Raw genomic sequence first — 13,249 nt, 5'->3', positions numbered from 1 at the left:
GGCCCGCCACCGCGGTCCCGCGCCCGAGGGGCCGACACCCAGCTCTACATCGTCGATGCGGCCGGCGAGGCGGTGCCGCCGGGAGCCGCCGGCGAGCTGCTGATCGGCGGTGCCGGCCTCGCCCGCGGCTATCTCGATCGGCCGGCGCTGACCGCCGAACGCTGGGTTCCGGATCCCTTCGGGGGGTGCGGGGAGCGTCTCTACCGGACCGGCGACCGGGTACGCCAGAGGGCCGACGGCGTGATCGACTTTGTCGGCCGGATGGATTTCCAGGTCAAGATTCGCGGTTTTCGCATCGAGCCCGGCGAAGTGCGGGCGGCGCTCCTCGAGCATCCGGCAGTGGCCGACGCTCAGGTCCTGGTGCTCGGTGATGGCTCCGATGAGAAACGCCTGGTGGCCTGCATCGTCGGCGACCAACAGGAGCTCGGCGACTATCTGGCGGGCCGTTTGCCGCGCTACATGGTGCCGTCGGCGTGGGTCTTCTGCGACGCCTTTCCGATCACCCCGAACGGCAAGGTCGACCGCATCGAGCTCGGCCACCGGGCGGCCATCGCCGTCGCCCAGGAAGTCGACCGGGACGGCACCGCCGATCGTCCGCGCAGCCCGCGGGAGGAGATGCTGGTGGCCCTGTGGGGCGAGATTCTCGGCCACCACCGGGTGGGGGTGCACGACAGCTTTTTCGACCTCGGGGGGCACTCCCTGCTCGCCACCCGGCTGGTGGCTCGCCTGCGCGCTCGCTTCGGGGTCGAGGTGCCCTTGTCGCAGCTATTCGCGGCACCCACCATCGCCGATCTGGCGTCCTTCCTGGACCAGGCATCCGGCGGTGCCGCCGAGGGGCCACGACGGGAGCCCGTCGTGGGGCCCGTCGAGCTGTCGCCGGCCCAGCGCCGGCTGTGGTTCCTGGACCGCCTCGATCCGGAATCGTCGGCGTACCACATGCCGAGTGAGTTCGAGGTCCGGGGGGAGTTCGATGGCGCCGTCTGGGCGGTCGCCTGTCGCCGACTGGTGGAGCGCCACCAGGTGTTGCGCTGTGCCATCTCGGAGGCGGGCAGTGGTCGGCCGCTGCAGATCCCGGCGACGGTCGCCGCCGGCATCGACCTCAGCGCGCTACCTCCGACCCGCCGTCGCGCCGAGGCCGATCGCCTCACCGCGGCGGAGTGCTTCCGGCCCTTCCGTCTCGCCGCCGGTGAGGTCTGTCGCTTTCGCTGGCTGCGCCTCGAGGCACAGCGCCACCGCCTGCTGTGGGTGTTCCATCACATCGCCAGTGACGGCTGGTCCCTGGGCGTCGTCGATGCGGAGCTCAACCGACTCTACGGGGCCTTGCGCGGCGGCGAGAAGGCCGACCTCGCGCCCCTGCCGCTGCAGTACTCGGACTACGCTCGCTGGCAGAATCGCCGCCTCGACGAGACCACCGTCGAGAAGCTCTTGCAGCGGCCCCTGGCTCGGCTGGCCGATGCCCCGACCCTCGAGCTGCCCCTCGACCGGCCCCGGCCGGCGCAGCGCTCGCCGCGCGGGGCGAGCCTGCGGTTCGCGCTGCCCGGAACCGCCGTCGCCGCCCTCGAGGCCTATGGTCGCAGCCGCGGCGAAACCCTCTTCGTCACCTTGGCAACGGCTTACTTCGCTTTCCTCGGGCGCTGGACCGGGCAGTCCGACATCGTGCTCGGAACCCCCGTCGCCGGGCGCGATCATCCCGACCTCGAAGGCCTGGTCGGCTTCTTCGTCAACACCCTGGTGCTGCGCCTCGAGGACACCCGGCGAGGCAGCTACGAGGAGCTTCTCGGGCGTCTACGGGTGATTTTCCTGGAAGCCTACGACCATCGCGAGCTGCCCTTTGAAACGCTCGTCGAGGAGCTCTCCCCAGAGCGCGATCCGTCCCTCACCCCGCTGATTCAGGCGGTCTTCTCGCTGCAGCCGCCGGCTCCCGCGCCGGTGCTCGGAGAGACCGTGGTGAGGCGTCGAGAGATTCCGTCGCGCCACGCCAAGTTCGATCTCACCTGCGCCCTCGACGGCGACGGCCGGGGTACCCTCGAGTACGCCGCCGATCTGTTCGATCGCACCACCATCGAGCGTCTGGCGAGCCAGCTCGGTCGCTGGATCGAGGCCCTCGCCGCCGCGCCCACGGTTCCCCTCGCGGAGCTCGATCTGCTGTCCTCTGGAGAACGCCATCAGCTCCTCCGGGAATGGGCCGTCGAGCTGCCGGCGGTGGCCGAGGGGACGGTTCTGGCGCTCTTCGCGGAGCAGGCGCGGGAGCGTCCCGACGGGCTCGCCATCAGCGCTGCCGAAGGCAGCCTGAGCTACGGCGAGCTGCAGCATCGAGCCGCCATCGGAGCCCGGGCCCTGGTGGCGGGCGGACTGCGTCGCGGCGAGGTGGTGGCGCTGGTGATGCCGCGCTGCCCGCAGCTGATCGAAGCCGCCCTCGCCGTGCTGATGGCCGGCGGCGCCTATCTTCCGATCGCTCCCGATCTACCGGCCGAGCGCATCGCCTGGATGATCGCCGACAGCGGTGCTCGGCGGCGTTTCACGGTCGCCGCGGCGGGTGCCGAGGGCCTCGAGATCGGGGTCGAGAGCTGGCCGCCGGCGCCCGCCGAGGGAGCGGTCCGGCTGCCGGATGTGACCCCGGACGATCTCGCCTACGTCATCTATACCTCCGGCTCGACCGGTCGCCCCAAGGGCACCCTCCTGGCCCAGCGCGGTCTGCACGGGCTGGTGCGTTGGCACCACCGCAAGTTCGCGCCGCGACCCGGCGAGCGCTCCTCGTTGGTCGCCGGCGTGTCCTTCGACGCTTCCGTCTGGGAGACCTGGAGCGCCCTCTGCCATGGGTTGACGCTGGTGATCCCGCCCTCCATCTCCCTCGAACGGCTGCTGCCGTGGATCGAGCGCGAGCGCCTCGACACGGTCTTCCTGCCGACCCCCGTCGCCGAGGCGGCGATGGCGCAAGCAGGCTGGCGACCGCAGTTCCTGCGCTACCTGTTCGTCGGCGGTGATCGGCTGCACCGCTCGGCGCCGGCCGACGCCGACTATCGGCTGGCCAATCTCTACGGCCCGACGGAGGCGACGGTGATCACCGTGGCGAGCCAGGTCGAAAGCGCGGAGCGCGGCTTGCCGCCCATCGGTCGGCCCCTCGACGGGGTGACGGTGCGGGTGCTCGACGGCGCGGGCAACGCCGTTCCGGTGGGCGTCTCCGGCGAGCTCTTGCTGGGCGGCGACGCCCTCGCCTGGGGTTACCTCGGTCGACCCGGGCTGACCGCCGAACGCTTCGTGCCGGACCCTCTCGGTGATCCGGGGGCGCGGCTCTATCGCACCGGCGATCTCGCCCGCTGGCGCGCCGATGGCGAGCTGGAGTGCCTCGGCCGGGTCGATCGCCAGGTGAAGGTGCGGGGGTTCCGCCTCGAGCTCGGTGAAGTCGAGGCGGCGCTGGCGGAGCACCCGGCGGTGCACGAGGTGGTGGCTCTGGTGCTGAGCTCGCCCCAGCGGCTGGTCGCCTTTGTCTGCGGAGACGACATCCCGGATCTCGCGCCGTGGTTGCGCGACCGCCTGCCGGCGCCGGCGGTGCCCCAGCCGGTAGTGGTTCTGCCAGAGCTGCCCAGGACCCCCAACGGCAAGGTCGATCGTCGCGCTCTGGCGGCGCGGGCGCTGCCCATCGAGTCGGGCACCGGTCGCCGCGTCCGCACGCCGACGGAAGAGATCCTGGCGGGGTTCTGGTGCGAGCTCCTAGAGCGGGAGGAGGTCGCCGCCGACGCCGATTTCTTCGCCCTCGGCGGCCACTCGCTGCTGGCGGCCCGGCTGGCGGCGCGCCTGGAGGCGACCTTCGGCCGGCCGGTGTCGCTGGCGCGCTTCTTCGCCGCCCCGACCCTCGAGGCGCTGGCCCGGGAGATCGATGCCGGCGGCGGCGCCACGGTACCGCCGGCGATTTCGCCGGTGGATCGATCGCGCCCCCTGGCCCTTTCCTTCGCGCAACGGCGGCTGTGGTTTCTCGACCGCCTGGAACCGGGCTCCCCGGCCTACAACGTGCCGCTGGCCTTGCGCCTCGAGGGCGACCTCGACGTCGCCGCCCTGCGGGCCACCCTGGGGGCGATCGTGGCACGCCACGAGTCCCTGCGGACGGTGTTTCAGACCCACGACGGCGAGCCCTACCAGCGAGTTCGGCCGTCGGCGCCGCCGCCGCTGCCGGGAATCGACCTCCAGGCCCTGCCGCCGGAGCGCCGCTGGCCGGAGGCCCACCGCTGGGCCAGTCTCGAAGCGCGGGTCCCCTTCGACCTCGAGCGTGGGCCCCTCTGTCGCTTCACCCTGCTGCACCTCGAAAGCGGGCTAGGACTCCTCCTGTTCACCCATCACCACGCCATTTCGGACGGCTGGTCGACGGGTATCTTCCTGCGCGAGCTGGGCCTTTTCTACGGCGCGGCGCGCCGCGGTGAAAGCTCACCCTTGGCGCCCCTCACCGTCCAGTACGCCGACTTCGCGGCCTGGCAGCGGGGCTGGCTGATGGGAGACGAGCTCGAGCGGCAGGTCGACTTCTGGCGTCACTCCCTGGCCGATACGGAGCGCCTGGAGCTGGCCACCGACCGACCGCGACCGGCGGTGCGCAGTACCCTCGGAGCGGTGCATCGCTTCCCGGTGGCCGAGGACGTCAACGCTGCCATCGCGGCCCTCGGCCAGCGCCTCGGGGCCACCCCCTTCATGATCTTGCTGGCGGTGTTCGAGGTGCTGCTGCGCCGTCGCACCGGTCAGCGGCGGCTGTCCGTCGGCACCCCCGTCGCCGGCCGCCGGCGACCGGAGACGGAGCCGATGATCGGCTTCTTCGTCAACACCCTGGCGCTGCGCGCCGATGTCTCCGGCGAGCCGACCTTCAGCGACCTCGTCGGCCGGGTGCGGCAGCACGTCCTCGATGCCTTTGCGCACCAGGACGTGCCCTTCGAGAAGCTGGTCGAAGAGCTCTCGCCGCAGCGCGATTTGGCGCACACGCCGCTCTTCCAGGTGATGTTCATTCTGCAGAATCTCGACCTCGGCGAGATGGACTGGCCGGGGGTCGAGGTGACCCCAGTACCCCTCGACCTGACGACCTCGAAGTTCGATCTCACCCTCGCCCTGCACCAGCCCGACGGCGGCCTCGCCGGCCATTGGGCCTATCGCCGGGATCTCTTCGACGAGACCACCATTCGTCGTCTCGCCGGCCAGTACGTGCAGCTCCTCACCGCCGCCGTCGCCGATCCCGAGGGCGCCATCTCGGCGCTGCCCCTGCTCAGCCCCGGCGAGCGCCACCAGCTGCGCCGCGAGTGGAACGATGCGGGGCCCGACTACGCCGTCGACGACGACCCCTGGGCGATGGTGCGGGCGGTCGCCGAGCGCTGGCCCGACCGGGTCGCGCTGGTGGACCCCGAGGGCCAGGTGAGCTACGGCGCCCTGGTGACCGCCGCCGATCGCCTGGCGCGTCGCCTGCGGGCGCGAGGCGTGGCGATGGAGGAGCCGGTGGCGGTCTACCTCGAGCGCCGCGCCGACATGGTGGTGGCACTGCTGGCGGTGCTCGCCGCCGGTGCCGCCTACTTGCCCCTCGATCCGAGCTATCCGCTGGCTCGTCTGGAGCACATGATCGCTGACTCGCGGGTGCGCTTCGGGCTGCGGCGGGAGCCCGGACCGGAGGTTCCTCCGGGAGCGCTCGACTGGCTCTCGGTGACGCCCTCGGTGCCCGACCAGGTGGCGCTGCCAGCGCCGGCCGAGGCCGACCCCGCCGCTGCCGCCTACATCATCTACACCTCCGGCTCGACCGGGCGTCCGAAGGGCGTCGTGATCAGCCGGCGCTCGCTGGCGCGGCGCCTTTCCTACGCTCGCGCCCACGACTTCTCGGCCCAGGACACCTTCCTGCAGAAGACCAGCATCAGCTTCGACGTCTCGGTGCTGGAGATCTTCGGTCCGCTGGTGGCCGGTGGCCGGGTGCTGCTGGCGAAGGCCGGCGGTGAGCAGGACCCGAGCTACCTGATGGACGCGATAGCGCGCCATCGGGTGACCCAGGCATCCTTCCCGCCGACCCTCCTGGAGGTGCTGCGGGACGAGCCCGATTTCGCCCGGCTCGATGCTCTCCACACCCTGATCACCGGCGGTGAGACGGTGCCACCGGATCTGCCCGGCAAGGTCTTGGAGCGGCTGCCACGGGTCGCCGTCCTGAACCGCTACGGCCCGACCGAGACCACCGTGTCGGTGTCGTCCTGGCGCTGTTCGCCGCAGCCGTCGTCGGCCTCTCTGCCGATCGGTCGTCCCACCGCCCGGGCCCGCTTCCATTTGCTCGATCGCGCCGGCCGGGAAGTGCCGGTAGGGCAGCCCGGAGAGGTCCATCTCGGCGGCGAGGGGGTGGCCCGGGGCTATCTGTCGCGGCCGGCTTTGACGGCGCAGGCCTTCGTTCCCGACCCTTGGGGGCCGCCGGGGGCGCGCCTCTACCGCTCCGGTGATCTCGCCCGCTGGCGGGCCGATGGCGTGCTCGAGTTCGTCGGCCGCGCCGATCGCCAGGTCAAGGTGCGGGGCTTCCGCATCGAGCCGGGTGAGATCGAGGCGGTTCTGAGGCGCAGCGCGGCGGTGCGCGAGGCAGCGGTTGTCGACCTGCCGGATGGTGCCTCGCGCCGCCTGGTCGCCTTCTGGGTGCCGGACGCGGCATCGCCGGCGGCCGCCGCCGACCTCGAGGCCGAGGTGCGCCGCGAGCTGCCCGAGCACATGGTGCCGTCGGCCTTCGTCGCCCTCGACGCGCTGCCGCTGTCGCCGACCGGCAAGATCGATCGCCAGGCCCTCGCCGACCTCGAGCTACCGGCGGCGCCCGGCGGCGAGCGGGTGGCCCCCCGCAGTCGTCTCGAGGAGCGCCTGCTGAAGCTGTGGGAGGAGTGCCTGAAGACCTCGCCGTTGGGAATCACCGACAGCTTCTTCGCCCTTGGCGGCCACTCTCTGCTGGCGGTGCGATTGGCGCGCCGCATTGAGGAACAGCTGGGGACCCGAATCGCCCTGGCGACGCTGTTCCAGAACCCCACCGTCGGCGAGCTGGCGCTGGTTCTCGAGGGGCGAGCGGAGACCTCCGGGCAGCTCGTGACGCTGCGCGCGGCGGGCAGCGATTCCCCCTCGGCCGGGCACCCCTCCGCCGGGCGCCCCTCGCCGTGGTACTGGGTTCATCCGGTGGGTGGGAGCATCGCCTGCTATCTGCCCTTGGCGCGGCGTCTCGAAGCGCCCATGGGCGCCTTCCAGGCGCCCGGCATCGAGGTCGGCGAAAGGCCTCGGGAAAGGGTCGAGGAGCTCGCCGAGCTCTATGTCGAGGAGCTGGTGAACCGCCGCCCCGAAGGTCCCATCTTGCTCGGTGGTTGGTCCTTCGGAGGCGTGGTGGCCTACGAGATGGCGCGCCGCCTGGCGGAGCGTGGCCGGACCCCGGAGCGATTGGTGCTGATCGATGCCCAGGTGCCGACGACGCGGCGGCCACTGCGCGAGGTCAGTCTGTGGAAGGCCTTCCTGCTCGACCTCGGAGTCGAGTCCCGGGCCGGCGAGCGGCCCGGCGATCTCGACGCATTGGCGGCCCGCGCCAGCGGTCTGCCCGGCGGCGACGAGCTGGCTCGCCTCTACCGCGTGTTCCGCGCCCACGCCCAGGCGTTGCGTCGTTATCGCGGCGGGCCGTACACCGGATCCACCCTGCTGGTGCTGCCGGCGGGGCAGGGCAAGCCGGCTCCCTGGCGGCGCTGGATCGGCTCCGCCCTCGACGAGCTCGTCCTGCCCGGCGATCACTATTCGATTCTCACCGCCGACGGTTTGGTGCCCGCCCTGGCGCGCCGGCCACCGGCCCTCGACCGGCCACGCCGCTGAGGAATTTGCGATGACCATGTTGCTGCGCGATCTTCGTTTCGCCGTTCGGGCTCTGCTGCGGCGCCCGGGCTTCTCTCTCGTCGCGGTGCTCTGTCTGGGTTTGGGATTGGGCGCCGTTTCGACCCTCGCTGGGTTGGTCGACGCGGTCTTGCTGCGACCCTTGCCGTTCGCCGATGCCGAGCGCGTGGTGATGGTGTGGAACCACTTTCTGCAGAAGGAGCTGCCCGAGTTTCCTTCCTCCGGCGTCGAGTTCGAAGACCACCGCCGCGACAACCGCGCCTTCGAGCACGTCGCCGGCCTGTTGCCCTGGGACTTCAACCTGAGCTCTTCCGGCGACGAGCCGCAGCGCGTCGAGGGGATTCGCGCCTCGGCCGCTCTGTTCTCCATCCTGGGGGTCGAGGCCCAGGTCGGTCGCACCTACACGCAGCGCGAAGAGGAGACCCAAGAGCGGGTGGTCGTGCTGAGCCACGGCCTCTGGCAGCAGCGCTATGGCGGTGGCGACGGCGTCCTCGATGAGAGTCTCGAGCTCGATGGCCTGGCGCACACCATCGTCGGCGTGCTGCCGGCGGATTTCGACCTCGAGATCGTCGAGGCCGACGTCTGGGTTCCGTTCACCCCCAATCCGGCGATTCCCCGCTTCATGCGCGGCGTCCAGCTGATGGCGCGCCTGAGTCCCGAGCTCAGCTTGCAGCAGGCCCAGGCCGAAACGGACGTCTTCGCCCAGCGCCTGCAGCGCGACTATCCCGGCATCTACCAACCGGGAAGCGGCTGGGGGATTCACCTGACGCCGCTGCGCGACGAGATCGTCGGCGATGTGCGGCCCCTCCTGTGGCTGCTGCTGGCGGCGGTGCTTCTGGTGTTGCTGATCGCCTGCGCCAACGTCGCCAATCTGCAGCTCACCCAGGCATCCCTGCGCGGTGGCGAGATGGCGGTGCGCGCCGCCCTCGGTGCCGGCCGGCGGATTCTGCTGCGCCAGCTGGTGGTCGAGAGCCTTCTGCTGGCGACCGCCGGAGGCCTCTTCGGGGTCGCCCTGGCGGCGCTTTCGATCCGCATGCTGCGCCTCCTCGACGCCGGCGGGATTCCGCGCCTCCACGAGGTCGCCCTCAACCCTCGGGTTCTGCTGGTGGTGGCCCTGGTGACGGCGCTGGCGGGAGTGCTGGTCGGCGTCTGGCCGGCCTTGCGGCTGTCGCCGTCGCGGTTGCAGGCTCTGTTGCGCGGCAGCGGCCGCGGCGGCGATGGTGCGGCCGCCGGCAAGGCGGTGCGCTCCGGTCTGGTGGTGGCCGAGATCGCCTTGGCGATGACGGTCTTGATCGCCGCCGGCGTGATGGTGCGCAGCCTGCACCGCATGAGCCAGTCCGATCCCGGTTTCGAGGCCGCCAATCGCCTGACTCTGCAGACCGTGCTGTCGCGCACCGCCTACCGCCCGGCGGAGCGCAAGGTGGAGTACTACCGCGCTCTCCTCGAGCGCCTCGAGCGCCTGCCCGGGGTGGAGGCGGCGGCGGTGGTCTCGCACCTGCCGGGCTCCGGCAAGCTCGGCTTCCGCGGTGTCCCGGAGGTCGAGGGCAAGATTCCGGAGCCGGGAACGCCGACGCCGGCGGCGGGGATTCGCATGATCAGCCCGGGCTACTTCGACACGATGGCCATCCCGCTCCTCGGCGGCCGCGATTTCGGCGTGTCGGATGATGCCCAGGGGACTCCGGTGGTGATCATCGACCGGGCCGTGGCGGAGCGCTTCTGGACCGCGTCCACGGCCATCGGTCAGCGCCTCAACGTGCCCGGATTGCTCGACGAGCCGCGCCTGGTGGTGGGAGTGGTGGGGGAGGTCAACCATCATGGCCTGCTGGGGGCGCCGGAAGAACAGATCTACGTTCCCTACCCGCAGTTCCCGACCTTCGATCTGGCGCCGGTGCTGCGCACCTCCGGCGACCCGATGGCCTTGGCCGAGGCGTCGCGACGGGTCCTCCTCGAGGTCGATCCGGCGCAGCCGGTGGAAGATCTTCGGCCCCTCGACGCGCGCCTGGTCGATTCCATCGCCCAGCCACGCTTCCAGGCCTTGCTCTTCGCCCTCTTCGGCGGCGTCGCCCTCACCCTGGCGCTGGTCGGGGTCTACGGGGTGATGGCCTTCGCCGTGTCACGCCGCACCCGCGAGCTCGGCATTCGGCTGGCTCTGGGAGCGCGCCGTCAGGGCATCCTCAAGCTGGTGCTCGGTCAGGGCCTGCGGCTGGCGCTGATCGGTGTGGCGATTGGTGGACTGCTCTCCTGGCTCGCCCTGGGCGCCGCCGAGGGCGCCTTCGGACAGCTCGTCGGCGGCCTCGAGGTGCGCGACCTGACGACTTTCCTGGCGATTCCCGTGCTGCTGGCCACCATGACCCTGCTGGCCTGCTACCTGCCGGCCCGCCGCGCCACCCGCATCGATCCGGTGGCGGCGCTCCACCATGAGTGAGAGCCTCGCCGAGGCGACCGTCGGCGATTCACCGCGCCGCCGGACCTTTCTGGCGATGTGGGCCGGTCAGGTGGTGTCGATCTTCGGTTCCCGCCTGACCGCCTTCGCCCTCGGCGTGTGGGTGTTCGAGCAGACCGGTTCGGCCACCTGGTTCGCGGCCGTCGCCCTGGCGACCAATCTGCCCGCCATCCTGATTTCGCCGATCGCCGGAGCCTTCGTCGATCGCCACGATCGCCGGCGGGTGATGATGCTGTCGGACGCCGCCGCCGGAGTGGCCAGCTTCGTCTTGCTCGGCCTGGTGCTGAGCGACCGCTTGGAGATGTGGCATCTCTACGCCATGGCGGCGACGGTCAGCCTGTGTGGCGCCTTTCAGTTTCCGGCCTTTTCGGCCTCGGTCACGCTGCTGCTGCCGAAACAGCAGTTCGCCCGCGCCAGCGGCATGGTGCAGCTCGGCCGCACCGGTGCCGACGTGGTGGCGCCGTTGGCCGCTGGCGCGCTGCTGCCGATCGCCGGCCTGGCCGGCGTGATCGCCCTCGACCTGACCACCTTCCTGGTCGCCCTCGGCATCCTCTTCTGCTTGCGGGTACCGTCCCCCGAGCGTCGACCGTCGGCGGCCAAGGCGGCGCTGCTGCAGGAAGCCAAGGTGGGTTGGATCTACATCCGCGAGCGCCCCGGGTTGCTGCGCCTCCTCGGCCTGATCGCGGTGCTCAATCTGTGGATTCCGCTGGCTCTGGTGTTGACCACTCCGATGGTGCTGGGCTTCGCCGGCGTCGCCGAGCTCGGTCTGGTCTTGGGTCTCGGATCCGGTGGAGCACTGGCGGGGAGCTTGGTGCTGACCGCCTGGGGCGGCCCACGGGACAAGATACGGGGTCTCCTGTCCTTCACTCCCGCCGTCGCCCTCGGCCTCACCCTCGCCGGGCTGCGTCCTTCGGTGGCGCTGTCCGCCGTCGGTCTGTTCGGCGCCATGTTCTTTCTGCCACTGATCAACGGTTGCAGCCAGGCCGTCTGGCAGAGCAAAGTGCCGCCGGAGCTCCAGGGCCGGGTTTTCGCCGTCCGGCGCATGATCGCCCAGGCGACAGCGCCGCTGGCCTTCGTCCTCGCCGGGCCGCTGGCCGATGGTGTTTTCAGCCCCTTGCTCCTGCCCGGTGGTGCCGCCGTGCCTACGCTGGGCGCCTGGTGGGGCGTCGGTCCGGGGCGCGGCATCGGATTGCTGTTCGCGCTTCTCGGGGTTTGCCTGCTGGCCCTGGGAGTGGCGGCGCGGGCCAGCCGGCGTCTCACCGCCCTCGAGGAGGAGATCCCGGATGCGGTGCCGGCCCACTGAGTGGATCTGGTGAGGCGGGTCCGAGGCGCCGGTGACTCAGTCTGCGCTCAGCGCCTGCAGGCCGGAGCGCGCCAGTACCTGCGACCAGGGAAACAGCGGCCCGGGATCGATCTTGCGGCGCACTTGGCGTCGCGGGTCGTCGCTCGCCGCCACCCGACCGCGATCGAGGTCCGAGTGTCGCGCCAGCCGAGTGAGGGCTGGCAGCGCCTGCCGCAGGTGAGCGAGGAGCGCTTCGAGGGCCGCGAGCTGCTCGCGGCCATAGGGCTCCTCGGGCTGCTGGTGGCGGCTGTCGAACCAGTGCGGGTAGCGTCCGGCGTTGACCAGCTCGATGCCCACCGACCGCTGGTTGTAGGCGATGCAGTGATGGGCGACGCGCGATTCTTCGACCCAGCGCTCGATGTCGCCGGTGCGGTCGATGTAGTAGTGACCGGAGACGCCGGTGCCGGAGCCTTCGAAGTGAATCTTCTCGCCATAGCGGCGGGCGGTGGTCAGGTCCGGCAGCTCGGTGCAGTGCAGCACCACCAGGTCGATGGTCGCCGGATCGCGAGCCTCGAGACCTCGACAGTAGGGCAGCGGGCGGTCGACGAATACAGCCATGACCCCGAAAGATAGTGCAAGAGGAGCCCGCTATGAAGCTGCCGACGGAGTTCGAGCATTTTCGCGCTGATTTCGGCGACCAGCGCCTGCACTGGGTGGAGCAGGGCGCGGCGGTCGACGGCAGCGTCCTGCTGCTGCACGGCTGGCCCGGTTTCTGGTGGGAGTACAGCCGCGTCCTGGCGGCTCTGCCGCCGAGCTGGCTCGCCCTGGTGCCGGATCTGCGCGGCTGCGGTGAGAGCGCCAAACCGGACGTCGCGGATCTCGCGGCCTATCGCCTGGAGCGAGTGGTCGACGATCTCCTGGCGCTGATCGACCGGCGCGGCCGCGGGCCCCTCTGGCTGGTCGGCCACGACTGGGGCTCGATGTTGGTCCACAAGCTGCTGCGGCGACGCCCCGAGGCCTTCGCCGGTGCGGTGTTGGGCAATCCGATCGTGCCCGGCTTCGCGCGCTACTTCATGGCGCTGGAGCACCAGCCCGAGAGCTGGTACGCGCACTTCCACCAACTGCCGATGGCGGCCGACCTGGTGGCGTCCAGTCGCCGGGCCACGGAGGTCTACCTGGAGCACTTCCTGAGCCATTGGGCCGGCTCGGCGAGCGCCTTCTCACCCGCCGAGAGGGCGGTGATGGTCGACAACATGCGGCGTCCGGGCAACCTCGCGAGCGGTTTCGCCTGGTACCGCGCCAACCTCTCCCTGGCGGGACCGCCGCCCTGGCGAGAGGTGGACCAGGTGAGGTCGGACCTGCCCGTCGAGGTGCTCTGGGGAATGGCCGATCCGGTGATTCCCGCCGCCGCCCGCGAGCTGGTGGCGAGCTGCTACAGCCACTTCCGCCTCACCGAGCTGACCGACGTCGGCCACTTCGTGCCCTGGGAGGCGCCGTCCGAAGTGGTGGCGGCGCTACGACGTCTAGCAGGCTGCTGAAAAAGTCCGCTTCGCGACTTTTCCAGCGCTGCTAGCTGTTTTTTCCGAGAGGGGCTGCGCGCCCCTGACTGCGCGTCCCGGGCTGAGCGCCCCTCTCCGGCCCAAGAAGCGCGGTTCTTGGGCCTCCTCTCCCGTCGCGGCGGC

5 protein-coding genes are annotated in these 13,249 nt (G+C 71.1%); 4 read left to right on the top strand and 1 reads right to left on the bottom strand.

From position 1 onward, the window contains the following. The 3 genes from AAF604_24080 to AAF604_24070 form a co-directional block, all read left to right on the top strand. The coding region (locus AAF604_24080; protein ID MEM7052765.1) for an amino acid adenylation domain-containing protein at nt 1-7,824 on the top strand (7,824 nt) is incomplete at its 5' end. 10 nt (nt 7,825-7,834) lie between these two features. Further along, nucleotides 7,835-10,267, top strand: coding sequence for an ABC transporter permease (locus AAF604_24075; protein ID MEM7052764.1), 2,433 nt, complete (start codon nt 7,835-7,837; stop codon nt 10,265-10,267). Continuing rightward, nucleotides 10,260-11,588 carry an MFS transporter gene (locus AAF604_24070; protein ID MEM7052763.1) on the top strand — a complete coding sequence of 443 codons (1,329 nt, stop codon included), beginning with the start codon at nt 10,260-10,262 and terminating at the stop codon, nt 11,586-11,588. Before AAF604_24075 ends, AAF604_24070 begins: the two co-directional genes overlap by 8 nt. A 36-nt stretch (nt 11,589-11,624) precedes the next feature. Here AAF604_24070 and AAF604_24065 read toward each other — a convergent pair whose 3' ends face one another. Then, nucleotides 11,625-12,185, bottom strand: coding sequence for an N-acetylmuramoyl-L-alanine amidase (locus AAF604_24065; GenBank protein ID MEM7052762.1), 561 nt, complete (start codon nt 12,183-12,185; stop codon nt 11,625-11,627). Between the two features lie 32 nt (nt 12,186-12,217). On the opposite strand from AAF604_24065, the gene AAF604_24060 reads away from it, so the two are divergent. Continuing rightward, nucleotides 12,218-13,105, top strand: coding sequence for an alpha/beta hydrolase (locus tag AAF604_24060; GenBank protein ID MEM7052761.1), 888 nt, complete (start codon nt 12,218-12,220; stop codon nt 13,103-13,105). Nucleotides 13,106-13,249: the final 144 nt, after the last annotated feature.

The sequence above is a fragment of the Acidobacteriota bacterium genome (assembly GCA_039028635.1).
In the GTDB taxonomy this organism is placed as follows: Bacteria; Acidobacteriota; Thermoanaerobaculia; order Multivoradales; family JBCCEF01; genus JBCCEF01.
This window is presented reverse-complemented; position numbering and strand designations above follow the sequence as displayed.

Coding starts and splice junctions, on each gene's coding strand:
- AAF604_24065 (MEM7052762.1), bottom strand. CDS start 12,185: ATGGCTGTATTCGTCGACCGCCCGCTGCCCTACTGTCGAGGTCTCGAG.
- AAF604_24070 (MEM7052763.1), top strand. CDS start 10,260: ATGAGTGAGAGCCTCGCCGAGGCGACCGTCGGCGATTCACCGCGCCGC.
- AAF604_24075 (MEM7052764.1), top strand. CDS start 7,835: ATGACCATGTTGCTGCGCGATCTTCGTTTCGCCGTTCGGGCTCTGCTG.
- AAF604_24060 (MEM7052761.1), top strand. CDS start 12,218: ATGAAGCTGCCGACGGAGTTCGAGCATTTTCGCGCTGATTTCGGCGAC.